At 43.7% G+C, this 23,527-nt stretch carries 25 protein-coding genes; 20 read left to right on the forward strand and 5 right to left on the reverse strand.

Features of this window, described 5'->3' with window-relative positions; genetic code table 11:
- Positions 1–11: 11 nt before the first annotated feature.
- From DK188_RS11000 to DK188_RS11025, 6 genes are all read left to right on the forward strand, one after another.
- A complete protein-coding gene (locus DK188_RS11000) occupies positions 12–323 on the forward strand; it encodes a DUF721 domain-containing protein (protein ID WP_111670864.1) in 312 nt (103 codons plus the stop codon).
- A 96-nt stretch (positions 324–419) separates the two neighbouring features.
- On the forward strand, positions 420–2,480 hold the full coding sequence (locus tag DK188_RS11005) for a GAF domain-containing SpoIIE family protein phosphatase (protein ID WP_111670865.1): 2,061 nt from the start codon (positions 420–422) through the stop codon (positions 2,478–2,480).
- Between the two features lie 39 nt (positions 2,481–2,519).
- Positions 2,520–2,852 (forward strand): STAS domain-containing protein, encoded by a 333-nt coding sequence (locus DK188_RS11010; RefSeq protein ID WP_111670866.1) that lies wholly within the window; start codon positions 2,520–2,522, stop codon positions 2,850–2,852.
- A 4-nt stretch (positions 2,853–2,856) separates the two neighbouring features.
- Positions 2,857–3,270: an ATP-binding protein gene (locus DK188_RS11015; protein WP_111670867.1), complete on the forward strand. Its 414-nt coding sequence runs from the start codon at positions 2,857–2,859 to the stop codon at positions 3,268–3,270.
- A gap of 90 nt (positions 3,271–3,360) precedes the next feature.
- Complete coding sequence (locus DK188_RS11020) at positions 3,361–5,355, forward strand: peptidylprolyl isomerase (RefSeq protein ID WP_111670868.1); 1,995 nt, start codon at positions 3,361–3,363, stop codon at positions 5,353–5,355.
- A 43-nt stretch (positions 5,356–5,398) separates the two neighbouring features.
- Positions 5,399–6,763 carry a peptidylprolyl isomerase gene (locus DK188_RS11025; RefSeq protein ID WP_111670869.1) on the forward strand — a complete coding sequence of 455 codons (1,365 nt, stop codon included), beginning with the start codon at positions 5,399–5,401 and terminating at the stop codon, positions 6,761–6,763.
- 68 nt (positions 6,764–6,831) lie between these two features.
- On the opposite strand, the gene DK188_RS11030 is transcribed toward DK188_RS11025, so the two are convergent.
- Together DK188_RS11030 and DK188_RS11035 are read right to left on the reverse strand one after the other, a co-directional pair.
- Positions 6,832–7,149: a hypothetical protein gene (locus DK188_RS11030; RefSeq protein ID WP_111670870.1), complete on the reverse strand. Its 318-nt coding sequence runs from the start codon at positions 7,147–7,149 to the stop codon at positions 6,832–6,834.
- Positions 7,150–7,218: 69 nt separating this feature from the next.
- Positions 7,219–9,009 (reverse strand): ABC transporter ATP-binding protein, encoded by a 1,791-nt coding sequence (locus DK188_RS11035; protein ID WP_111670871.1) that lies wholly within the window; start codon positions 9,007–9,009, stop codon positions 7,219–7,221.
- Between the two features lie 147 nt (positions 9,010–9,156).
- On the opposite strand from DK188_RS11035, the gene DK188_RS11040 reads away from it, so the two are divergent.
- The 8 genes from DK188_RS11040 to DK188_RS11075 all read left to right on the forward strand — a co-directional run bounded on the left by DK188_RS11040 (position 9,157) and on the right by DK188_RS11075 (position 15,278).
- Positions 9,157–10,257 (forward strand): Glu/Leu/Phe/Val dehydrogenase dimerization domain-containing protein, encoded by a 1,101-nt coding sequence (locus DK188_RS11040; RefSeq protein ID WP_111670872.1) that lies wholly within the window; start codon positions 9,157–9,159, stop codon positions 10,255–10,257.
- A gap of 119 nt (positions 10,258–10,376) precedes the next feature.
- The gene (gene nusB / locus DK188_RS11045) at positions 10,377–11,561 is read left to right on the forward strand and encodes a transcription antitermination factor NusB (protein ID WP_111670873.1); all 1,185 of its coding nucleotides are present in this window, start codon (positions 10,377–10,379) and stop codon (positions 11,559–11,561) included.
- Positions 11,562–11,568: 7 nt separating this feature from the next.
- Entirely contained in the window at positions 11,569–11,871 is a 303-nt protein-coding gene (locus DK188_RS11050; protein WP_111670874.1) for a YtxH domain-containing protein, read from the forward strand.
- A gap of 5 nt (positions 11,872–11,876) precedes the next feature.
- Complete coding sequence (locus DK188_RS11055; RefSeq protein WP_111670875.1) at positions 11,877–12,413, forward strand: DUF1573 domain-containing protein; 537 nt, start codon at positions 11,877–11,879, stop codon at positions 12,411–12,413.
- Between the two features lie 3 nt (positions 12,414–12,416).
- Positions 12,417–12,734 (forward strand): preprotein translocase subunit YajC, encoded by a 318-nt coding sequence (yajC, locus tag DK188_RS11060; protein ID WP_111670876.1) that lies wholly within the window; start codon positions 12,417–12,419, stop codon positions 12,732–12,734.
- 8 nt (positions 12,735–12,742) lie between these two features.
- A complete protein-coding gene (locus tag DK188_RS11065; RefSeq protein WP_111670877.1) occupies positions 12,743–13,708 on the forward strand; it encodes a YbbR-like domain-containing protein in 966 nt (321 codons plus the stop codon).
- Positions 13,701–14,309, forward strand: coding sequence for a dephospho-CoA kinase (coaE, locus tag DK188_RS11070; protein ID WP_111670878.1), 609 nt, complete (start codon positions 13,701–13,703; stop codon positions 14,307–14,309). Before DK188_RS11065 ends, coaE begins: the two co-directional genes overlap by 8 nt.
- 84 nt (positions 14,310–14,393) lie before the next feature.
- Positions 14,394–15,278, forward strand: coding sequence for a bestrophin family protein (locus tag DK188_RS11075; protein WP_111670879.1), 885 nt, complete (start codon positions 14,394–14,396; stop codon positions 15,276–15,278).
- Between the two features lie 8 nt (positions 15,279–15,286).
- On the opposite strand, the gene DK188_RS11080 is transcribed toward DK188_RS11075, so the two are convergent.
- Genes DK188_RS11080 through DK188_RS11090 form a run of 3 tightly spaced genes read right to left on the reverse strand, consistent with a single transcriptional unit; the run spans position 15,287 to position 17,834 of the window.
- Positions 15,287–15,703: a nuclear transport factor 2 family protein gene (locus DK188_RS11080; protein ID WP_111670880.1), complete on the reverse strand. Its 417-nt coding sequence runs from the start codon at positions 15,701–15,703 to the stop codon at positions 15,287–15,289.
- Positions 15,704–15,758: 55 nt separating this feature from the next.
- Entirely contained in the window at positions 15,759–17,030 is a 1,272-nt protein-coding gene (gene serS, locus DK188_RS11085; protein ID WP_111670881.1) for a serine--tRNA ligase, read from the reverse strand.
- A 36-nt stretch (positions 17,031–17,066) separates the two neighbouring features.
- Positions 17,067–17,834, reverse strand: coding sequence for a hypothetical protein (locus DK188_RS11090; RefSeq protein WP_111670882.1), 768 nt, complete (start codon positions 17,832–17,834; stop codon positions 17,067–17,069).
- Positions 17,835–17,910: 76 nt separating this feature from the next.
- On the opposite strand from DK188_RS11090, the gene DK188_RS11095 reads away from it, so the two are divergent.
- The 6 genes from DK188_RS11095 to DK188_RS11120 all read left to right on the forward strand — a co-directional run bounded on the left by DK188_RS11095 (position 17,911) and on the right by DK188_RS11120 (position 23,519).
- A complete protein-coding gene (locus DK188_RS11095) occupies positions 17,911–18,888 on the forward strand; it encodes an isopenicillin N synthase family dioxygenase (RefSeq protein WP_111670883.1) in 978 nt (325 codons plus the stop codon).
- Between the two features lies 1 nt (position 18,889).
- Entirely contained in the window at positions 18,890–20,089 is a 1,200-nt protein-coding gene (gene chrA, locus DK188_RS11100; protein WP_111670884.1) for a chromate efflux transporter, read from the forward strand.
- An 81-nt stretch (positions 20,090–20,170) separates the two neighbouring features.
- A complete protein-coding gene (locus DK188_RS11105) occupies positions 20,171–20,836 on the forward strand; it encodes a CBS domain-containing protein (protein ID WP_111670885.1) in 666 nt (221 codons plus the stop codon).
- A gap of 136 nt (positions 20,837–20,972) precedes the next feature.
- Entirely contained in the window at positions 20,973–21,848 is an 876-nt protein-coding gene (locus tag DK188_RS11110) for an NAD kinase (protein WP_111670886.1), read from the forward strand.
- Between the two features lie 90 nt (positions 21,849–21,938).
- Positions 21,939–22,700: a type IX secretion system protein PorG gene (gene porG / locus DK188_RS11115; RefSeq protein ID WP_111670887.1), complete on the forward strand. Its 762-nt coding sequence runs from the start codon at positions 21,939–21,941 to the stop codon at positions 22,698–22,700.
- Between the two features lie 81 nt (positions 22,701–22,781).
- Positions 22,782–23,519 carry an isoprenyl transferase gene (locus DK188_RS11120; RefSeq protein ID WP_111670888.1) on the forward strand — a complete coding sequence of 246 codons (738 nt, stop codon included), beginning with the start codon at positions 22,782–22,784 and terminating at the stop codon, positions 23,517–23,519.
- The last annotated feature ends 8 nt before the right edge of the window (positions 23,520–23,527 follow it).

The following is a 23,527-nucleotide window of genomic DNA, read 5'->3' on the forward strand; positions in this document are numbered from 1 at the left end:
CTAAATCACAAATGAAATACGAATTCAATTCCGGAAGAAAAAAAGAAGCTGCCCCACTGGAGGCTGCCTTTAACGAATTACTCAAAGCATATCGTCTGGAGGATAAATTCAAAGAAAAGCAATTGATCAGCTCTTGGGGCGAAATAGTGGGGAAGACGATTTCGGATCGGACTACCTCGGTATTTATCCGCGAAAAAAAGCTTTTTGTGAAACTTTCTTCCGGACCTGTCAAAAAAGAACTGATGCTTCATCGAACCAAAGTTTTGGCATTAATCGAGGAAAAAGTAGGCAGTGGCGTGGTGACGGAATTGATTTGTATTTGATTTCATTTTGACAATTTTTAACTAGGCATCTGCCACCGAATTATCCCAATCCCAAGAGGATTACATCAGTTTCAGTATTATTGCGATAGCATTCCGATGGTCAAACTACCTTCCATTCATATCGGCAAACTCAGCCTGTTACTCGCCATCTTGGTATGGTTGGCTTTGCTGTTTGTGGATTTGGTCCGACTCTTTGGAATGGTCAATGAAATCGATTCGGGAATCTCTGATGAAATTACCTGGATTCTTGAGATTCTGTTTTTCTTTACCCTGTATGGATTTTACAGCTATTCGATCGGCAAAAACATCCAGAGTGACTTTTTGAATCTCCTCTGGCGAGGAGCGTCTACGGGAATTTTTGCTACGGGTGTCGCTATCCTGATCGAGTTGTTCTACTTTTCCTTAGGAGACAGCAAGCTTGGTTCGGAGCCTTTTCTCAAGAATTTTTTCTACCATGTCAATTTTGCGCTTACCACGATTTTCCTGATTTCTTCTGCGCTGCTATGGAAGCATCTGATCCTTTATCAGAAAAGCAAACAAGTGGTAAAACAATGGCAAGCCTTTGAGTTTGCCATGTTGGTGGCGATGTTTTTTGTTTTTTTCAACAAAAACAATTTCGATTACAGCTTTTTCTTCGGGATGGTGATCCTGCTGGTGATTTCTGCCGTGCTTTCGGGCAATTTGAAATGGATCCCCTACCTGACCTTCAAGGAAAAATGGAAATCCCTACTCTTTCTGTTTCTAATCCTGATTTGCCTGGGGTATTTATTCCGCAGGTTTATGGCCTATTCGGAGGCGGAGACCTATCAGGTAAATCTGACGGATAACCTTTTCCTGATGGCTCTATTCGGCTTTATTTTTATTTATGCCATTTTCAGTTTTTTGGTTACGCTATTCAACCTCCCCACCTCATCAGTTTTTGAGCAAAAGCTAACGGAGGCGATCAATTTCCAGCGGCTAAGTCAGTCCATCCAGCCAGGAGAAAATGAAGAGCAGGTTTTGGACATTTTGCTGGACAGCTGCATGAGTGCCTCTTATTCTGATGCTGCTTGGATTGAAATCAATTCCGAAGAACAAAAAATCGGTACAAATCAACTCCGATTTCTGGATGAAGCCGCAAAGGAAGAGCTCTCAGAATTGATCAAAAATCAAAAGGCTGCTACAGACTGGGCCTCCTCAGACCAACCGGAGACGCTGCAATCGCTCACACTCAGACTGAGCCATGCCCGGTTTGAATCAATCATGCTGGTTCCTTTGGTGATTAACAAAACTGCGATCGGAAGGATGGTCTTGTGTAAGGAAGTAAGGGATGGGTTCAATAAAGAGATGGTGAATATCGTGACTACATTCGTCAGGCAAGCATGCATAGCCGTAGAAAACCACCGGCTACTCAATCAAGCCATCCAAAACGAACGCTATCAGGAAGAGCTAAAAATTGCCCAGCGTGTCCAGAAGGCACTGTTGCCTACTAAACTGGACCATCCGGATTCATTCAGCATCTGTGCCTTCTCCAAAGCTGCCGACGAGGTCGGTGGGGACTACTATGACACCTATCAGCTGGATGAAAACCGCTATGTTCTCATCATCGGGGATGTCTCGGGCAAAGGAACCTCCGCTGCCTTTCATATGTCCCAGATGAAGGGGATATTTCAAAGCCTGATTCAGCTCAACCTCAGCCCCGCTCAATTCATGATCAAGGCTAATTCTGCGCTGAGCAAATGCCTAGGCAAAAATCATTTCATCACCGCTTCCATTTTCCTGATCAATATCGCCGAAAAGAAAATCTGCCATTCACGTGCGGGACATATCCCGACCCTTTTCTACCAAGCTGGAACATCAAAATCCGAGTTTATGCTTTTTGACGGACTGGGTTTGGGCATTTTAAGAAACAAGCAGTATGAAAATCACGTTCAGGAGAAAACATTCAGCTTTGAGACTGGAGACCTTCTGGTCTTAATCACTGATGGAATCGTGGAAGCCAAAAACCAAAAGGGTCAGCAATTTGGCTTTGAACGCATCAGGAGCTTGGTCGAAATTCACCATGACAAAAGCCCAGCTGAAATTCAAAACCAACTTATTGATTCCCTCCACCTTTTTGTGGGTGGTGATCGTATGATAGATGATGACTACTCCATGATGGTAGTGAAATTCAACTAAAAAAAAATAGTAACATACCCTATAAAGAAACCGTAAGCCATGCTTCGTCTGGAAAAATCTACTGAAAATCAAAGTGAAATCCTCAGCCTGTTTGGAGAAGTCGACGCAAGCAATTCTGTGATCCTGGATGAGGCCATCCAAGATCTCGTCGAAGGAGGCGCCCAATCCATCATCGTGGATGGTACACAGTTGGATTATATCTCCTCTGCAGGTTTGGGTGTATTTATGTCCTATTTGGAAGATTTTAACGACAAAGGAATTACCATGAAAATTTGTGGACTGTCGCCAAAAGTATACGAAGTGTTTAAAATCTTGGGTTTGGACCAGCTGATTCCAATCTACCAGGACAGAGCGTCTGCTGCAGCAAAGTAAAAAAATGAAACACCGGCTAAACATAGCTTGCCAAACTTCGGCACTTTCTGAACTGAGAACCTTCCTTCAGCGATCGATGGTAGGGGTGAGTCTAAGCGAAATCGAAAAACACCAAGTGACACTTGCCGTGGAAGAAGTCTGCGCCAACTTAATTATTCATTCCCATGACTGCAATCCACAAGATTATATTCGGCTCGAAATCAAAGATTCCGCTCAAAAATTGATTTTTGAAATTTCTGACCAAGGAGAAGCCTTTAATATTTTAAACTATGAAGCCCCTGATTTGAAAAAAGTCATGGTCGAAAAACGAAAAGGAGGCTTAGGCATCATTTTGGTAAAGAAAATAATGGACGAAATCGAATTTGAATCCGAAAACGGCACCAACACTTGCCGACTGATCAAGTGGTTTCGTTCCTAATTTTGGTTAAATGCCAACTCATTAAGGCTTTCAAGCTGAATTCCTGATAAATTTGTAACATTGCATATTAATTCGGACATCCTCCTTTCCATGAATCACCGAACCATTTCGGCAAATATACTTTCCCTCCTTTTAGTTTCTTTGGTTTGCCTCACTCCGGTCGCCAAAGCACAGAATTCGAGTCAGATTCTTTTGACAATCGACGGCAAACCCGTGGAAAAAGACGAACTGGTCTACCTTTTATCCAAAGGCAATACTTCAAATAATCAATCTTCAGGAGTAAGTCGGGAGGAATTTGAAGAGAACCTAGACTTGTTTATCAATTACAAACTCAAAGTTAGAGAAGCTGAAAAATTGGGATTGGATAATTCTGAGGAATTCAAAAATGAATTTCAATCATTCAAAGAAACACTGATTCATCCTTATTTGATCAAAAATTCCCTCGAGGAAGGTGAGCTTCGCAAAGCTTATTCCCGAATGCAGGAAGTGGTGAGAGCCAGTCATATTCTATTTCAATTTCCCCCAAATGCAAGTACCGAAGACAGCATGATCGTCTTGAAAATGGCGCTGAAAGTGCGTGGAGAAATCGAAAATGGCGGAAATATCAACGAATTGGCCGCACAGTACTCAGATGATCCATCTGCCAAAATAAACAAAGGTGACCTAGGCTACTTCACAGGACTACAGATGGTTCAGCCATTTGAGGACGCCGCATATTCACTTCAGGTAGGACAGCTATCCGATCCGGTACTCTCCAACTTTGGATACCATATCATTCAGGTCAAAGACCGCCAGCCCAATCCGGGGCAGGTACGGGTGTCACATATCTTGGTGCGATTTGACCCAGAAGACGCCACTCAGGAAGAAAACGCCAGAAGGAAAATCTCCGACATCTACGCCGAAATACAAAAAGAGAGTACCATTTGGGAAGATATCGTAAAAACCTACTCCGAAGATCCAGCGACCAGCCAGAGAGGTGGGTTGTTGCCTTGGTTTGGGGTGGGAAATATGATACCCGAATTTGAATTGGCAGCATTTACACTCACGGAAATCGGTGAGGTGTCTCCCCCACTCAAAACGCAATATGGTTACCATATTTTAAGACTTGAGGAAAAAAAACCTGTAGCATCTTTTGAAGAAATGGAGGAAGAAATTCGTTCCAGAATTTTAAGAGATTCTCGCTCCCAAATGATTCAATCTCAGGTGGTTGCCATTCAAAAAGCCCGATATGGCTTTGTTGAGAATGACGCATCGGTAAGCCGCCTTGCATCGGAGCTTAATGCGACGACTAAATCCACATTTGAATCCGTTTTGGTCACTGCTTCTCTTCAAAATGCCCCGCTATTTACTCTTCAGGGAAAGACCTACACCGCTTCAGATCTAAATTCTTTTATGAAAGAGGAAGAAATTAGTCCAAAGGCCAAAGGGGGAACTTTTGATAAATGGTATGATCGTTTTGTGGCCAAAACATTGGCAATAACAGAAGAAAACGATCTGGAGTCTAACAACAGGGAATATCAGATGCTTCTCAAAGAGTATCGGGATGGCATCCTTCTTTTCTCCCTGATGAATCAGGAAGTTTGGCAAAAAGGAATCACGGATTCCCTTGGTCAGGTAGAATTCTACAGAAAAAACATTGAAAGATATCAATGGAAAAAGCGCGTGGAAGCTTTTATAGTCAAAGTCTTGGATCAATCTCAACTTGATAATGCCCGCAAAGCTCTCAGTGGAAATGGCTACAATCAAGCCTTGATCAGCGAATTCAATTCCAACTATCAAGCAAATGCACCACTGGCCTATCAGACTGAGGCAGGGACTTTCGAATATGCTGATCATCAGGTCCTCTCGCAAGTAAATCTGGACCAAACCTACCAGGAAGTCAGAGTAGACAATAGCACGTATTTAGTCCTTCTTGGGCAAAAATTTCCTGCAGAATCCCGCAAATTCGAAGAATCAAGAGGACTGGTAATCCGCGATTATCAGGAACATTTGGACACTACACTCACGCAGTCATTAAAAAGCAAATATCCCATCAAGGTCGACCCTCAAGTAAAAGAGGAAGCTTTCTTGGCGTTGAATCAATAATTAAAAAATTTCCAGTTTGGGAAATTAAAGCTCACTTACACTTATGAAATTTCGGAACCAACTTATCTTATCACTTTTCGGAGTACTGGCGATCAGCCAATCTTTCGCCCAGGAAGCCCCTCCGACAGGACAGGTATTGGATAAAATTGTTGCCAAAGTAGACAACAACATCATTCTGGAATCAGAGGTACAGCAGACTTACATTGAAGCGCTTGCACAGGCACAACAGGGAATCACTGCTCCTACCCGCTGTGAAGTTTTTGAAAGCCTGATGATCAATAAGCTAATGGTGGCAAAAGCTGAAATTGACTCAGTGCTGGTGACCGAACCCGAGGTGATGCTCCAGGTAGATAACCGATTCAATGCTGTAATGCAGCAGTTTGGCGGGGATGAAAGCGTATTGGTGCAAGTCTATGGAAAAACTGCCGAGCAACTCAAAGGCGAAATCGAGGATGTGATCCGTGAACAGTTGATTGTGTCAAAAATGCGATCTAAGATCACAGAAGGCCTCACGGTATCTCCGGCTGATGTTCGGAGCTTTTTCAATAGTATTCCCAAAGATTCGCTGCCGCTCTTTACTTCTGAAGCTTCGGTAGGTCAAATTGTGAAAAAACCTGAAGTAAGCCCGGAGGTACGGGCACAATTGATCGCCCAGTTGTCTCAATTCAAACAAGATATTCTGGATGGTAAGGCAGATTTTGCCGATTTGGCCAAGCGGTATTCTGAAGATCCTGGATCGGGATCCCAGGGCGGAGATTTGGGGTTCTTCCGAAGAGGGGAACTTGCCCCAGAATATGAGGCTACAGCATTGGGTCTTCGACCTGGGGAAATCAGTGATCCTGTCGAGACACAATTCGGATTCCACATGATTCAATTATTGGAAATTAAAGGCACTAGCTACAATACACGACATATCTTGCGTATACCTACGCCGAGTGAAGAAGACATCGCAAAAACGGAACGTTACCTTGATAGCCTTAAAAAAGAAATCGAAGCAGGAAGAATTGATTTTGCAAAGGCTGCAAAAGAATATTCAGATGACAGGGCCACATCTGACAATGGTGGTTTCTTCACCGACCCTTCATCAGGATCCAAAAGGCTTTCGCTGAGAACACTGGAAGATCCGGTATTATACTTCACGATTGATACCATGGAGGTGGGAAATATCACGAAACCTATCCGGTTTGAAGATCCAAGAGAGGGGATAAAAGTGAGAATCCTGTACTATCAGGCTAAATATCCCGCTCACCGGGCCAACCTGAATGACGATTATGAAAAAATGAAAGCTGCGACTCTTCGGCGCAAGGAAGATGAAATCCTTGAGAAATGGTTTGTCACTGCCAAAGAGGATGTGTTCATCGACATCGACCCAGCCTATGATCGCTGCAACGCCTTATCAGGAAATTAGCAGAATGCTTTAAATTGGAAAAAATAATGCCCCCAATAAGTGTCTAACTTTTTGGGGGCATTTTTTTGTTACTTCTTGCCAAAAAGGGCCTTTATACCTAAAAAAATTTGCTTGAATCCATCCTTGAGAAGACCTTTTGATTCTTGGATTTTTGGCTCCAGATCCTCTTTTCTTTCCTTAAATTCTCGCTCGAGCATTTCCTTACCTTTGCGAAGCTCTTCTTCCAGAGAGGTTTTGTTGTCTTTTAGGTCTTTAATTTTTTGCTCGATTTCATCCTTGACATCGGCGCCAGCTTCAGCCCCTTTCTGGATGAGATCTTCTATTTTGTTTCCAATCTCCTGGAGTACCTCCTCTATTTCCTCAGTAGTCGATTTTTTCTTTTCCATAGCCAAAAGTGATTTTTAAGACGCATAAGGTAGTCTTAAATATTGAAAATCAGCAGGATTCTATGAAAATCAATCTTCTACAGGCTCTCCGGATTGGGTCTGTTTTTCGTAGAGCTCGGCATAGACGCCCTTTTGATTCATCAGTGAATCGTGATCCCCTCGCTCTATGATCTTACCCTCATCGAGCACGATGATGTGGTCGGCCAGCTTGGCCGAAGAAACACGATGGGAAATAATCACAGAGGTACGATTTTCCATGATTTTGCGTAGTGCTGTCAAGATGGAGTTTTCAGTTTTGGTATCCACCGCCGAAAGACAATCGTCCAAAATGAGGATTTTTGGCTCCTTGGCTATAGCCCGTGCTATAGAAACACGCTGCTTTTGACCTCCGGATAAAGTAATCCCACGCTCACCGAGCATGGTCTCAAAACCTTTGGGAAAGTCAACAATGTTTTGATAGACATCGGCATCTTTTGCTGCCTTTTCGATGATCGCTTGATCCAAATGGTCTATCCCAAAGGCAATATTATTCGCTATGGTATCTGAAAACAAAAACACGTCCTGTGGTACAAATCCAATTTGTCGGCGCAAAGAGGAAATATTGTAGTCCCTGATATCCTGCCCATCTACGGATATTTTACCTGTCGTAGGATCATACATCCGCATCAGCAAGTTGGCTATTGTCGACTTGCCTGATCCGGTGGTACCAATGATTCCGAGAGTCTGACCTGCTTTTATTTCAAAAGAAATATGATCCAAAGCCCGGATCCCGGATTCCGGATAGTGGAATGACAGGTTTTCGACTTTGATTATTCCTTCTATTTCAGTCTCTAGGTTCTTAAGGCTTACGATATCATTTTTCACATCCAAAAATTCGTTGATCCGCGTCTGGGACGCAGCAGCACGCTGTACAATACTCGTCACCCAGCCTAATGAAGTAACAGGCCAAGTCAGAATGTTTACATATAGAATAAACTCAGCAATCACACCATATCCTATTTCTCCATTGATCACTTGGATACCTCCCACATAGACCGTAATGATGGTCGAAATCCCAACTAATGCCATGATTAAAGGAAAAAACAAGGCATTGACTCGCGTGAGATTGATCGACTTGGTTTTGTATTCCTCGCTTTTGATGGCAAATTCCCGTGCCGAATCTTCTTCACGCACGAAGGCCTTCAATACCCGGATTCCCGAAAAAGCCTCCTGAACATACGTACTCAACTCAGATAAGCTTCTTTGAATTTTCTCAGACCGCTCATTGATCAGATTGTTGACAAAATAGATGCTGATAGATAAGATCGGAAGGGGAAGCAGTGAATAAAGCGTCAACTCGGCATTGACGGAGATCATGTAGAAAATTACCATCGGGAATAGCGTCAGCAAACTTACCCCATACATAATTGCCGGGCCCAGATACATTCTGACTCTACTGACGTCCTCTGTGATTCTGGCCATCAGATCTCCCGTACTGTTTTTTCTATAAAAGCTTAGCGGAAGATTTTGGTAGTGATCAAAGATTTCATTTTTCATATCGTACTCTATCCGCCTAGACATAATGATAATGGTCTGCCGAACCAGAAAAAGGAAAAAACCTCTCAATAGCGCCATCACCAGGATCAGAATTCCAAAAATCAGCACGACGTCGAGGAAATTTTCCCTGGCAATTTCACCCATATCCCCTTTCATTAGAGGGCGATAAAGTGAAAAACTCTCCACCACATAATCTATGGCTATCCTGACTAGTTGGGCGGGAATGATTACGAAGACATTGGATATCACAGTAAATACTATTCCCAATAGCAACAAACCCTTGTACTTATATAAATACTTATTGATTCTCCAGAGCGACTTCACCAAATAAAAACTTTTAAATCGAGGATAAACTTATAGAAACTTCGGAAGCATTTCCTTTGCAGGCTGATAAAAGTATTTAATTTTGTACCAGCCTTTTTTCTAAAGGCAACAACCCAAATATAACATAATCTAAAAAGCTAAGTTCAGATGTTGGAGATTAATGCTACCGAAACTGTGCAAGAGGGATCTATTTTTGGACAGATCAGCACAATGGATCACGAGCAGCTCGTGGTCTGCCATGACCAGGCCACTGGTCTTAAAGCTCTCATTGGTATCCACAATACTGTTTTGGGTCCAGCTCTGGGCGGAACTCGAATGTGGCCATATGCTTCCGAGGCTGAAGCGATCACTGATGTGTTGAGACTGTCCCGAGGCATGACCTTCAAAAATGCACTGGCAGGACTCAATCTGGGAGGGGGAAAAGCAGTTTTGATCGGAGATCCAAAACTAAAAAACGAAGCATTTCTTAGAAGATTCGGACGATTCGTCGAAAGCTTGGGCGGTCGTTATGTGACCGCTGAAGATGTAAATATGAAAACCTCCGATATGGAGTACATCGCCATGGAAACACGACATGTCACTGGTCTTCCCCAGATCAAAGGTGGAGCAGGTGATCCATCTCCTGTCACAGGTTTTGGAGTTTACATGGGAATGAAGGCAGCTGCAAAAAAAGCATTCGGATCCGATTCTCTAAAAGGAAAGAGAATAGCCGTACAAGGAGTCGGTCAAGTAGGGAAATACCTGATCGAATACCTCGTGAAAGAAGGTGCTGAGATCATGATTACCGACATTTTCGAAGATAAATTAAAAGAAATCGCAAAATCATCTGGCGCTACAATCGTCGACCCGAATGTAATCTACGATCTGCCGATGGACATCTATGCCCCATGCGCACTTGGCGCTACCATCAATGATCAAACCATCGATCGACTAAAATGTGCCGTGATCGCAGGAGGAGCAAACAATCAACTACAGGATGAGGAGAAACACGGGAAGATTCTCATGGAAAAGGGTATTATCTACGCTCCGGACTTCCTGATCAATGCCGGAGGCGTCATCAACGTGGGTGCTGAATACTACAAAGACTACAGAAAAGAGACAGTATTTGCCCAAACAGAAAAAATCTACGATACCTGCTTAGGCATCTTGAATAAATCTGAAAAAGAGCAAATTCCAGCACAGCAAGCCGCTATTGAAGTAGCTAAAGCGCGAATTGAGTCAATCGGAAGGGTAAAACTTCCATTCTAACCAAACCAGAAGATTCCCCAAAACCACCGAAAACTACCTTTCGGTGGTTTTTTTTGTCCGATTTCTGATGGGGATACCCGGCCCAAATTCCCTATATTTGCCACTCTTTTACAACCCTTATGCTAAACAGAAGAATCCTCAGAGTCAAGGCATTTCAGAACCTATATGCCTTCGAACAATGCAAAGGATCTAACCTCAATATTGCCAGAGACTTCATCCGGGAGTCTTTTTTGCCTGATCTCAACAGTATGGAAGTGCAGGATAAACCTGCATTGACCAAAGATGCGGAAGAAGCTGTCAAACTTTTTGACCAGAATCTAGAAAGCACCAGCCTACTCAAAGCCTCTGACGCCAAACCTAAAATCAAACAGGTGGTGTTGGAAGCGATCAAACAATTCCATGCAGCCAACGAAAAAGACCGGCAGTTTATGCTTAAAAACATGGTCACATCGGCGGAACGGATCCCCCAACTGTACCTCCTGGCCATTGAACTTTTGCAGGCTTTTGCAAAGCACGTAGAAAAAGAGGTAGAGAAAAAGAAAAAACTCGCTGGCGAAAATCCCATTGCATTCTCTAACGAACTCAATCTAGCGAATAATCAGGTACTGAAAATCATCCGTGAATCACCAACTTACCGGGCAGCAATTGCCCGGAACAATGTCAATCTTGAGGACTTGGAATTGGAGCTAAAGGAGTGGTTTAGGGATTATATCAAACCTTCGGAAACTTACCAAGCCTACCTTCAGCTTGCAAATCCGACTTTGGACCAGGATTACGAAGCCGCTGATGATTTACTTAAAAAGGTGATTTTCAAAAATGAAGTGATCCTCAATCTGTTTTCTGAAAAGGATCTGAACTGGACTGAAAACAAATCTGTGGTTCGAAGCTTGGCTTCAAAGGTGCTGAAAAACGCTTCAAGCGCAGATGCGTTGGAGGCCGAACAACTCCCTGAGATCGCGATCAACTGGGATGAGGATAAGGAGTTTTTTCAAAATATATTTAACTTCACGATCGAAAACATTGATTCCAGCAAAGCACTGATAGCTCAAAAAACCAAAAATTGGGACATTGAGCGATTGGCATTCACGGACAAAATCATCATATCGATGGCCATTGCGGAGATGAAAAATTTCCCAAGCATCCCGGTGAAAGTAAGTATCAATGAGTACATTGACATCTCCAAAACTTACAGCACGCCGAAAAGTAAGCAGTTTGTAAACGGGTTATTGGATGTTTTGGCAAAAGAACTAACCGACAGCGGCCAAATCCGTAAGAGTGGACGGGGACTTTTAGACAATAAATAAGGAAAACATGAGCAAGAGCAGCAGTACATTATTCGCATTTGCAATCGGCGCCGGAGTAGGCGCTGCTTTGGGCATTCTATTCGCTCCAGATACAGGGGCCAATACCCGTGACAAACTTTCTTTCAAACTTTCCAAGTACAAGAAAGAATTGGAAGAACTCATTGGAGATCTGGTGGAAGGCAAAGAACTTCACCTCAATGAAGCCAAGACGGAAGGTAAACGAGTGATCTCAGAAGCAAAAAACAAAGCAGAAAACCTGCTCAATGACGTCAATAAATTAATCGATCAAATTAACCAAGGTAATAACTAACAATTATGAAAATCAAACTATTAAGCGTTTTCGCTTTGGTGTTGGTTTTGGCCAGCTCCTGCGAGCAAAAGGACGACCAAGCTGCAAAAATCCAAGCATTGGAAGACAAAATCGCCCAATTGGAAAACAAAAACACAGCAGTAACTCCAGTAAATGCGCAAACCACCACATCTGCTGATCCTAGCACATTAGGTCAGTTTCAATTTGCCGAAATGGAGTATGACTTTGGAAACATCAATGAAGGTCAGGTAGTGGAGCATGTCTTCAACTTCACCAACAATGGTCAAGCTCCTCTGGTCATTTCTAACATCACTGCTTCGTGCGGTTGTACTAGCCCTGACTGGACTAAAACTCCGGTGAATCCAGGAGAAGAAGGATTTGTGAAAGTCGTATTCAACTCTGCCGCAAAATCCGGTGCTCAGGCTCCAACCGTTACTATCCAAGCGAATACTAACCCAACTGTGACTCGTCTAAGACTGAAGGGTTCAGTTACTCCTAAATTGGCAGGTGCATCAGCTCCAGCTGGTCCTTTGAAGCGATAATTTATGATCCTTACTGTATTAGCTCAAGCCGCTGCTGGCGGTGGAGGTATTCTTGGCCAAGTTTTTCTTTTCGGCTCTATCATCTTGATCATGTACTTCTTCATGATCAGACCGCAGCAGAAAAAGCAAAAAGACACCAAGAAATTCATTGAAGAAATCAAAAAAGGCGACGATGTCGTAACAATTGGTGGCCTTCATGGGAAAGTGTACAGTGTGGACGGAGATACCGTTCAGCTCGAACTAGACCGAGGACTCAAGGTTAAAGTAGAAAAATCAGCCATTTCACTTGACTTTTCTAAAAAGTCAGCCCCAACAAAATAATCTGAGCTTTGCCAGGAATCAAAAAATCCTCAGGAAGGATTTCTTCCAAAAAACTCTCAAATCTCAAAGTGGTAGTCCTCTGTATAGCAGCGGCTACCACTTTTTGGATTTTAAATGCCCTCAATAAGGACAATTACACCACTATTGTGGATTATCCTATCGCATGGGATTATGATCAGGATAATTACATGGCCGTTCAGCCCTTGCCGGAAACTGTTCCGATCCAAATCTCCGGGAATGGATGGGACTTGCTGAGAAAATATTTTCAGCTCAACGAACCGCCCTACATCATCAATCTCGAAGAGCCCTCCACCCGAAATTACCTCCTCACCGCAGATCTCAAAAGGCCACTAGGGGACTTTATTACCCCTACCAACCTCATCGGGACACTGGAGGATTCAATTATATTCCATATCGATAAAATCGAACAACGAAAACTGAATCTGGTCATAGACAGTACAAGCTTTAGTTTGGCAAAAAATATTGAGATCGAGGGACCGATCAGATTTTCACCTGAGCAGGTGACGGTAAAGGGCCCCACCTCTGTCTTGGACATTTTTCAGGGTAAATTCCCGGTCTCGATCAACGAGAACAGAATCTCCCAAAATTTTCAAAAATCAGTCCCAATAAGTATTGACAAAGCGCTTTCGGAGTTTGTAACCCTAGAAGAAGAATCTGTAGAGGTCAACTTTTCCATCATTCAATTTTTAGAAGGAAATAAGCGATTGAAAGTAAAAAAAAACAACTTTCCCCGGGACGTTACTCTCGAAAATGAAGAGATCACGCCAATGATCACCTACCTTGTTGATGGAAGCAAAGTGACCGAATTGAAGGATATCGAGTTTGATGCTATCTTGGATTATCGGAAAAGAAACCGCGAAGACAGTACCATCACGATCGAAGTAAGGCCCAACCCAAGCTATATCAAAGAAATCAAGGTCGACCCACTTTTTGTCAAGTTGAAATATGAGTAATACTCGCCCCCTCAAGGTGGGAATCACTGGCGGTATTGGATCAGGAAAATCTACCGTGTGCCAACTATTTGAAATTTTGGGCGTCCCGGTATATTCAGCTGATGACCGGGCAAAGTGGCTGATGGCTCATGATCCGAGCCTGCGAGCTGATCTTTCGGCAACTTTTGGTCCGGAAACCTTCCAGTCAGATGGGAAATTGAATCGCGCTTTTCTGGCTCGAGAAGTATTTGCTGACCCTGAAAAGGTCAAAAAAATCAATGCCATGGTTCATCCGGCGGTCGGAAAGGATTTCCAATCCTGGGCTGATAGTCAGACTGCTCCATATATCCTTAAGGAGGCAGCTTTACTTTTCGAAACCGGTGCCAATCAGGAGTTGGACAAAATCATCACTGTCAGCTCCCCGCTAAAAATCAGAATGGCAAGGGTCCTAATGCGTGATCCGCATCGGGACATACAGCAGCTGAATCACATCATCGACCAGCAACTTCCTGATGAAAAGAAAAATGAAATGGCAGATTTTGTCATTAAAAACTCTGAAAACAAGCTCCTGATCCCTCAAATTTTGGAAATCCATAAAAGGCTAAGCCTTGGATCAATCTGATCGTATTTTAAAGGGTAGACCAATTGTCTTTTTCACTTCCTAGCGGTAGTTTCAACAAATGATTGACAGCAAGATTTCCTATCAATGAAGGTTTACAATACCAAGGACTGGGCAAAGGTAATTTTTTCAGTTTCAAAATCTGACACTCTGTTCAAACTAGCGCCGATCATTGGCTTTGTCCTGTTATTTTCTTTGGGTGTGATTTACCTTGAGCTCCATATCTTCAAAATCGATGAAGACAGCTGGATCAGAAATTTGCCTCAAATGCATGGCCTACTCAGTTTTGTGATTTCATTGCTTTTGGTCTTCAGAACCAACACAGCCTATGATCGCTGGTGGGAAGGAAGAAAGCTTTGGGGAGAACTGGTAAATAACAGCAGGAATCTGGCTTTGAAGATCGCTGGCATGGTGGATGCAGACGATGAAGCTACCCGGAGATTTTTCAGAAAAACCATCCCCATTTACGCCTATTCCCTCAAAGCCCACCTTCAGTCCAAGGTGACCGAATATAGCCTTCAGGATGATGACGAGCGTGAACTCTTTACCGAAGTGGATATTGAAAAGCATGTCCCAAATCAGATCGCCAGATTCATGTTTGCACGGATCAATCAACTTTATAAATCAGGCGAAATTACTGGGGATCAATTGATCATACTCAACGGTGAAGTATCCTCTTTCACCAACATCTGTGGGGCCTGCGAACGGATCAAAAACACCCCAATCCCGTATAGTTATAGCTCTTTTATCAAGAAATTCATTTTGGTGTATACCCTGACTCTTCCTTTGGGCTACGCTTTTACTGTTGGATATTTTGCAGCTCCGCTGGTTGCCTTTATCTTTTATGTCTTGGCCAGTTTGGAACTTATAGCGGAGGAAATCGAGGAGCCGTTTGGGGATGATGCCAATGATCTTCCGATGGAAAAAATTGCCGAAAATATCGACCGGCATGTTGGGGAAATCTTAGACTGATCCACTCATCACCTGAGTTTCTCGTACCAGGTTTTGTGGACGATTTTCCACTTCTCCTCCACCTTTATCAAAGTCAAAAAGTCATAATAATAAATTCCAGGCCAAAACAGCTCAGTCTCTACTAGGGCAGTATACCCTTCTACCCGGATTGATTTGATCGAATTTTGATAGTCGGCAGGATTACGGGGAGCTCCAGAGGCAGTACCATTTGCCCAAGCTTCAAACGGAGTTATTGTAAAGTTTTCGCCCCGATATCCAATCAATCGGGCTTCCGGATGAAAGGCCTCCTCCAGCATCCTTCGATCACGCTGGATCATCCCATCAAAGTATAAATGGACCGTTTTGGTGATCGCATCTATTTCAATCTGCTGCGCAAAACTGACACTAGAGACCAAAATAAAAACTACTATAAATCCTACTTTCATCCTTCCTCAGAAATAAAAAAACCGCTGGCAATCGCCAACGGTTAATTTTGCACCATCATATGGAATCAAAGCCCAAGTAGGAATGCAGCACTTTCGGCATGCGGATTCCATCCGGAGTTTGATTATTTTCTAAAATCGCAGCCACGATTCTCGGAAGCGCAAGTGCACTGCCATTCAACGAATGGGCAAGTTGCGTTTTTTTATCTTCCCCTTTGAATCGGAGTTTAAGACGATTGGCTTGATACGTTTCAAAGTTTGATACCGAACTCACTTCCAGCCAGCGTTCCTGAGCTGCAGAGTAGACTTCCATATCGTAAGTCAGCGCTGAGGTGAATCCCATATCACCCCCACACAATCTGAGGACACGATAAGGCAACTCCAGCTTTTGTAGCAGTCCCTGCACATAGCTGCTCATGCTCTCTAGGGTTTCGTAGGATTTCTCGGGATGGGTGATCTGCACCACTTCCACTTTGTCAAACTGGTGTAGGCGATTCAACCCTCTCACATGCGCTCCCCAACTCCCTGCCTCTCTTCTAAAACATGGGGTATAGCCCACATTTCGAATCGGAAGATCCTCCTCAGAAAGAATTACATCCCGATAGAGGTTGGTAATCGGCACCTCCGCGGTGGGGATCAGGTACAGTTGGTCTGCTGTCGCAAAGTACATTTGCCCCTCCTTATCTGGAAGCTGACCCGTACCGTATCCTGAGTCCTCGTTGACTAATATCGGTGGCTGGATTTCGGTGTAGCCTGCAGCCAAAGCTTCGTCGAGAAAAAAGTTGATCAGCGCACGCTGAAGTCTAGCTCCTTTTCCTTTGTACACTGGAAATCCAGCCCCAGCGATTTTTACCCCTAGGTCAAAGTCGATGATATCATATTTCTTGATCAACTCCCAGTGAGGAAGCTTCCCTTCGAAAAGCTCGGGAATAGCGCCATTTTCCAAAACCACCTCATTATCCTCTGCTGACTTGCCTTTGGGAACAGAGCTGTGTGGGACATTTGGAATCGTATACAACAAGGCCTTCAAGTCTTCTTCTGCCTGACTGTATTGGGATTCCAGATCTTTGATCTGCTCCTTGATCTGTGAGGTGCGCTCACGGATAGCCACTGCTTCCTCAGCTCTCCCCTCTTTCATCAGAACTCCAATCTGCTTGGAAATGGTATTGGCTTCGGCCTGAATCTGATCCCGCTGCGATTGGGTGGATTTTCTCAAATCATCCAGTGCGATGACTTGGTCCAAAATGGACGGTGCATTGTGAAAATTTCGTTTTTGCAGACCGGCTAGCACTCCGGCATAGTCTTCCCGGATTTGATTAACTAAAAGCATGAATAATTCAGTGAATTGATGCCCAAAGATAAGGACTTATCGGACATAGACTGTCTTGGATACAGCAGAGAAAGGTCCTTCCAGTTCTTTTCCATCCGCACGAGAGAGTTTCACGCTTACTCGGTAATCTCCCACCGGCAGATTCGCAACACGAATAGGAGCCATGTGATCGATTTCATAAGCAAAATCATTCACCTTGATCTGAACTTTGAGACCATCCAGCTTCATGTCTCCTCCCAAAACCAAAAAATCAATAATCAATTCCTCTCCAACAGGGACAGTTTCCTCATTTCGCGGTAGATGAAGTGCCAAATACGGCTCCGCTGAATAGGGAAATGCCCTAGACTCCCCAACCATAAAATCCCGGTCGACATAATTCCCAAAACTTTTGAGCGCATAACCTTCATCATCGACTAAGTAGGCCACCACCCGATAGGTGCCCTCGGTTAATTCACGCTGAAAAATAGGAGAAAAGAAGCCTACAGGATCCCCACCATTGAGAATTAAAAACAACCTTGGGTTTTGGCTCACCTCCTCCATGAAGGGAAAGTTTTTGATGTTAAACTCAAAAGGAACTTTTCCAGGTCGAAAAACCTGGTTACCTAATGGAGTATACAATTCCAATATAGCATCAGGAAAAGCCGAAGAATCCTCATATTGATAAAATGTGACCTTGGGCATGGGGGATGCAGCAAGTGAATCTTGGGTCGAATCCACCACGGTCTCATTAATCTTTCGTTTGCTTTCCGAGCAGGACCAAGATAGGATACAGATTAAAAGGCTTAAGGATAGGATTTTCTTCATACAGCAATCCGGATTGAGTCTAAAGATATTTAATTTTGAAGAATTATATTGGCACACCAACTAATCAATAAAACAAATGGACATCCTATTCGATGAAATTCCAAGTTTAGACCTTGCGGATTTTACTTCCGGTTCTGCGGAACAAAAATCAGCCTTTGTTAAAAAACTGGGTGAGGCATATCAAAATATAGGTTTTGTAGCGATCAAAAACCATGGACTCTCCAAGGATCTCCAGGACAGACTCTACGGCTCGATCAAATCTTTTTTTGCTTTACCTGATGAGGTAAAGAAAAAATATGAAAAACCCGAAATCGGATACCAGCGTGGCTATACCGGCAAAGGAAAAGAGCATGCGAAAGGTCGAAATACCGGCGATTTAAAGGAATTTTATCACGTAGGTCAGGAATTGAGTCATATCCCTGACAGCGATCCGGTGAAAAGTGAATATCCGGAAAACTTATGGCCAGAAGAAATAGCTGGATTTCAGAAAGATGCCGTAGAGGCATTTCAAACGCTGGAAAATGCCGGAAAAGCTATGCTTAAAGCCATCGCATTGAATTTAGAACTACCCGAGGACTATTTCGAAGATAAGGTAGCATATGGAAACTCGATTCTCAGACAAATCCATTACTTCCCAATCGAAGATCCGGACGCAGTGCCAGCAGACGCCGTACGAGCGGCTGAGCATGGCGACATCAATTTGATTACCCTGCTGATGGGCGCTAGTGCAGACGGACTACAAGTCTTGCGCAAGGATGGAAAATGGATTCCCATTACTGCATTACCTGATCAATTGGTCGTAAATGTGGGTGACATGTTGGAGCGATTGACTAATAAAAAGCTTAAATCCACCATCCACCGAGTGGTCAACCCTCCCCGTGAGTTGATGAACACAAGCCGATTTTCTATTCCTTTCTTTATGCACCCGCGGTCTGAAATGGATCTCACCTGCCTAGAAAGCTGCATCGATGAAAATAATCCTAAGCAGTTTACTGACGCTACGGCAGGAGAATTTTTGGATGAAAGACTTCGGGAATTAGGACTGAAAAAGTAAGATGTCGGTCCGCCAAGTCCGATACTACGTATTCCTCAAAGACATCTTTGCGCTTTCTGTGACAGCATTTGGTGGTCCTCAAGCCTTCCTTGCGATGCTTCTGGAGCGGATGGTGAAGAACCGAGCCTATATTTCAGAGGAGGAGCTCTGGGAGTTGAATGCACTCTGCAATATTCTTCCGGGCCCCTCCTCCACCCAATTGATTTCCGCGATTGGATTTAGGGTGGGCGGCCCCAATCTGGCTTATTTGGCACTGTTGGTTTGGATACTCCCAGCCACTATCCTTATGACAGCCACGGCAGTTTTGATCAGTTTCCTTCAGGAAAATACTCCCGGAGCACTGGGATTTGCCCGCTTTATCCAACCCATGGCGATTGGATTTATCATTTTTGCTGCGCAAAAGACCATCAGTAAGATGATCAAAAGCACAGATGCGATGATCCTGATGCTTATCTCTGCTTTTGTCTCTTTCTTTTACAGTTCACCTTATATCTTCCCAATTATGCTTGTATTGGGAGGATTGAGCACATCGATTAAATATAAAAAACAACCCAAAGTAGAGGAGGACAAATCCCTGACCATCAAATGGTCCAATTTTTACCTTTGGGGAGGCGTTTTGATTTTGGCAGCGGTAGCTGGCGCTATTACCAAGTATCAACCCATTCTACTTTTTGAGAATTTCTATCGTAACGGGAGTCTGATTTTTGGCGGTGGACAGGTTTTGGTGCCGTACCTCTACACTGAGTTTGTGGATTTCAAGCATTTCTTAAGTTCGGAAGAGTTCCTTACTGGATATGCCATTTCGCAGGGTATTCCCGGTCCCACCTTTTCTATCTCCTCCTACGTGGGGGCACTTTCTATGCGGGAATTTGGCTTGATGGGATTCCTGATGGGAGGATTGATAGCGGCCGCGGGTATATTCCTGCCGGGTATTTTTCTGATTTTCTTTGTGATTCGATTTTGGGATCAATTGAAACTCTACCGTCCGGTCCGAGCCGCATTGGAAGGAATCAATGCTGTCTCCTGCGGAATGCTGATCGCAGCGGCTTATCTTCTTTTTGAACCGCTGGAGGCTAATATCCTGCACATCATTTTCATTCTAGGGACGTATGGACTTCTCCAGTTTACCAAAGTTTCCTCTCCTTTGATCATACTTGGTGGTATTGTCTTGGGTATTCTGGCCAATCATTTTATAGTCTGATTTTCTGAGAAAAGAAGCAAAACGAACAAGAATAGCCTGGAAAGCGTTTTGTGTTGTGAATTCATTTCCTAACTTTCTCCTATGCAAGCCTACGAATTTATCAATAACCTTATTCCACCGCTCAAACTAAGCGATCGGGCTGGGATGGCGTTGGCTTGGATGGAGGAGATTCGTATCGATTCCTTGCCTGTCTCCGATCAGGGAAAATTCCTGGGATTCATCAGTGACGAAGTGATTTTTGATCGGAATGATGCCGATCAATTGATTGGCTCTATAGAACTGGAAGCAGGAGCTTGCTGGGTCTATTCCAACAAGCACATTTATGATGTGCTACGGGTGGCCTCTGAGCACCAATCCAACTTGGTAGCGGTACTGGACAGGGAAAATACCTATCTCGGAGTAGTGACCATGGAGGATGCCATTTCGGCTTTTGCAGACAGTCTTTCGATCAAGTCTCAGGGAAGTGTGTTGATCCTTTCCCTGTTTATGACAGATTACCACCTCTCGGAAATCTCTAGACTCGTAGAGTCAGAAAACACAAAAATCTTGAGTTCCTTCATCACCAATGATCCTTTGGATGACAGCAAAATCAAGCTTACCCTCAAACTGGACAAAACCGAATTGCGACATGTAAAAGCTACCCTCGAGCGATTCGGGTATCGTGTCATCGACCATTATCAGGAAGAAACAGGAATCAGTGGGGAAGAAGACCGAATCGGTAACTTGCTTAGATTTTTGGATATTTGAGGCATAAATTGCCCATGAGAGCAGCAAACCGCATTTTGGAATCATTGGGTGGGCCATTCCAACTGAATAAACCAGGTTTCCGGTCAGAAAGGTTTTGGATAGGCTATCGAACCATTGAAAATCAACCTAAAACCAAATGAAAATCGCCTTGCACGGCCTTTCATTGAAAGCCGAATCCCTTCCTGACATCGAAGAACTCTTCCTCGAGCTCGGCCGTCATCAGATCGAAATCCTGGTGACCGAACCGCTGGATCGAGCCTTAAAAATGTCAGGTAACAAAAAACTCAGCTATTGGCTAATTGAAAATCAGGAAGAGCTGGAAGCTGTTGATTTTTTGATTTCCATCGGCGGTGATGGTACATTGCTTGACGCGGTTTGTCTGGTGGGAAGTTTGGAGATTCCCATTTTAGGACTCAACACCGGAAGGTTGGGTTTTCTCGCCACTGTGGCTACGGACCGAATCGCCGAAGCCATTCGGCATCTTGTCAATGGTAATTTCCAGATCGAGTCCAGATCCATGATTTCATTGGAATCGAGCCGTAAGCTTTTCAACGGATTTAATTTTGCGCTGAATGAATTTACAATTCACAAGCGTGACACTTCTTCGATGATCACGGTACATACCTATATCGATGGAAAATATCTGAATTCTTACTGGGCAGACGGATTGATAGTATCCACTCCCACAGGCTCTACAGGATATTCCCTCAGCTGTGGAGGCCCGTTGATCACACCCGGCGCAAAAAGTTTTGTTATTACTCCGGTCAGCCCCCATAATCTAAACGTCAGGCCGATCATCATTTCAGATGACTGTGAGGTGAGCTTTGAGATTGAGGGTCGTTCCGAAAAATTCCTGATTTCACTAGATTCCAGATCTACTTCCATTTCCTCAGAAGTAAAACTCAGTGTAAAAAAAGAGTTGTTTTCAGCAAAATTGGTCAAATTGCCACACTATCATTTCTTTGATACACTCAGACAAAAACTGAACTGGGGCTTTGATATGAGAAACTGAAAAAGCTTTACTTTGAGCTTAACATTAATTAACCCGTTAAATACGAAAGGGCGTTTTTTAAACGTTTGGTACTTCATAACTTGCACCGTCTTGAAAAAGATCAATTTTCAGATTATCAATTACTTACTAGTATTTTCACTAGTCTTGGCAGCTAATTTTACGCCGGCCAAGGCCCAGAAATACGAAATAGGTGGTGGACTCGGAGTAGCAACCTACACTGGGGACATAATCCGTAAAATTGATCCCCGTCAAATTGGACTTCAAGGCACGTTGTTTGGCAAGAGAAATTTTGACAATGTGTGGAGTTTGAGAGTTGCGATTAGCTCCTCTGTACTGCAGGCAGAAGATAGCTTGAATCCTTTGGATCCTGTAGCTCGGGTAAGAGATGGCAGATTTCGTGGAGGAGTCATCGAAGGCAGTGCCGTAATGGAATTCAATTTCTTGGATTTTTTGAGAAATGATTCAGAGTTCAGGTGGTCGCCCTACGCATTCTTTGGCCTGGGCTATTCCCATTTTATCATGAAGGGAAATACCTACAAGTATTTGCCATCCGAAAGGTACAACTTGAGTTCAGTCATCATTCCATTTGGTGGAGGAGCAAAGTATCGATTAAATGATCGTTGGACCCTGGCCGCAGAATTGGGATTCAGACCTACCTTGACTGACCTACTGGATAAAATCGACAGTAATCAACCGGCCATTCCAAGGTACCAGCCGCCGGCCGATCCTAATACAGGACAAATTCCTCCTTATGGGATCAACTTTGGTAATCCGAATACGAAGGATTGGTACTATTTCCTAGGATTGACAATAAGCTATACAATTGCCGATGTCAAGTGCTATGCCTATTAATTAATTGAAGGCTAGGGCTGATTATTGGAAAAGAAATAGCATTTTTGTACCTCCAAAAATGTAGGTACCCGATCCATTGGAATGAAGGAAAAACTAGACCTAACCAATATCCCTAAACATCTCGCAATAATCATGGACGGCAATGGCCGTTGGGCCAAGAAAAAAGGCGCCATGAGAATCTTTGGACATCGACATGCCATTCAGGCAGTGAAGGATGCAATAGAAGGAGCTGATAATCTGGGGGTGAAATACCTTACCCTATTTTCATTTTCTACTGAAAACTGGTCTCGCCCTCAAGACGAAGTCCGTGCGCTGATGGAATTATTGGTCAAAACGATCATCGACGAAATCTCGCTGATGATGAAAAATAACATCCGGCTGATCACTATCGGAGATGTGTCGAGTCTTCCTAAGTCTGCTTTTGAAAAGTTGCAGGAGGCCAAAAAACTGACAGAAAACAACACCGGACTCACGGTGATTTTAGCACTCAGCTACAGCGGCCAATGGGAATTGACTCAAGCTACCAAACGCATTGTTCAAAAAGTCTCCAAAGGAGAATTAAACCCCGAGGAAATTACCCAACAAACTGTTGCAGATCATTTGGAAACGGCCGGCATCCCCGACCCGGAACTCATGATTCGTACCAGTGGGGAGTATCGGATCAGTAATTTTCTTCTCTGGCAACTCGCCTATACTGAGCTTTACTTTACGCCGGTACTGTGGCCTGATTTCAGAATGGAGCACCTCTATGCCGCTGTGGAAGATTATCAGAAGCGAGAAAGAAGATTCGGGAAAACCGGTGAGCAAGTTAAATCTTAAGTAATAAA

Source organism: Algoriphagus litoralis (assembly GCF_003259255.1).
Classification (GTDB): Bacteria; Bacteroidota; Bacteroidia; order Cytophagales; family Cyclobacteriaceae; genus Algoriphagus; species Algoriphagus litoralis.

Coding starts and splice junctions, on each gene's coding strand:
- DK188_RS11105 (WP_111670885.1), top strand. CDS start 20,171: ATGCAAGCCTACGAATTTATCAATAACCTTATTCCACCGCTCAAACTA.
- yajC (WP_111670876.1), top strand. CDS start 12,417: ATGATCCTTACTGTATTAGCTCAAGCCGCTGCTGGCGGTGGAGGTATT.
- DK188_RS11090 (WP_111670882.1), bottom strand. CDS start 17,834: ATGAAGAAAATCCTATCCTTAAGCCTTTTAATCTGTATCCTATCTTGG.
- DK188_RS11055 (WP_111670875.1), top strand. CDS start 11,877: ATGAAAATCAAACTATTAAGCGTTTTCGCTTTGGTGTTGGTTTTGGCC.
- DK188_RS11025 (WP_111670869.1), top strand. CDS start 5,399: ATGAAATTTCGGAACCAACTTATCTTATCACTTTTCGGAGTACTGGCG.
- DK188_RS11075 (WP_111670879.1), top strand. CDS start 14,394: ATGAAGGTTTACAATACCAAGGACTGGGCAAAGGTAATTTTTTCAGTT.
- DK188_RS11120 (WP_111670888.1), top strand. CDS start 22,782: ATGAAGGAAAAACTAGACCTAACCAATATCCCTAAACATCTCGCAATA.
- DK188_RS11005 (WP_111670865.1), top strand. CDS start 420: ATGGTCAAACTACCTTCCATTCATATCGGCAAACTCAGCCTGTTACTC.
- DK188_RS11030 (WP_111670870.1), bottom strand. CDS start 7,149: ATGGAAAAGAAAAAATCGACTACTGAGGAAATAGAGGAGGTACTCCAG.
- DK188_RS11015 (WP_111670867.1), top strand. CDS start 2,857: ATGAAACACCGGCTAAACATAGCTTGCCAAACTTCGGCACTTTCTGAA.
- DK188_RS11020 (WP_111670868.1), top strand. CDS start 3,361: ATGAATCACCGAACCATTTCGGCAAATATACTTTCCCTCCTTTTAGTT.
- DK188_RS11000 (WP_111670864.1), top strand. CDS start 12: ATGAAATACGAATTCAATTCCGGAAGAAAAAAAGAAGCTGCCCCACTG.
- serS (WP_111670881.1), bottom strand. CDS start 17,030: ATGCTTTTAGTTAATCAAATCCGGGAAGACTATGCCGGAGTGCTAGCC.
- DK188_RS11050 (WP_111670874.1), top strand. CDS start 11,569: ATGAGCAAGAGCAGCAGTACATTATTCGCATTTGCAATCGGCGCCGGA.
- DK188_RS11040 (WP_111670872.1), top strand. CDS start 9,157: ATGTTGGAGATTAATGCTACCGAAACTGTGCAAGAGGGATCTATTTTT.
- DK188_RS11010 (WP_111670866.1), top strand. CDS start 2,520: ATGCTTCGTCTGGAAAAATCTACTGAAAATCAAAGTGAAATCCTCAGC.
- coaE (WP_111670878.1), top strand. CDS start 13,701: ATGAGTAATACTCGCCCCCTCAAGGTGGGAATCACTGGCGGTATTGGA.
- nusB (WP_111670873.1), top strand. CDS start 10,377: ATGCTAAACAGAAGAATCCTCAGAGTCAAGGCATTTCAGAACCTATAT.
- DK188_RS11095 (WP_111670883.1), top strand. CDS start 17,911: ATGGACATCCTATTCGATGAAATTCCAAGTTTAGACCTTGCGGATTTT.
- chrA (WP_111670884.1), top strand. CDS start 18,890: ATGTCGGTCCGCCAAGTCCGATACTACGTATTCCTCAAAGACATCTTT.
- DK188_RS11080 (WP_111670880.1), bottom strand. CDS start 15,703: ATGAAAGTAGGATTTATAGTAGTTTTTATTTTGGTCTCTAGTGTCAGT.
- DK188_RS11110 (WP_111670886.1), top strand. CDS start 20,973: ATGAAAATCGCCTTGCACGGCCTTTCATTGAAAGCCGAATCCCTTCCT.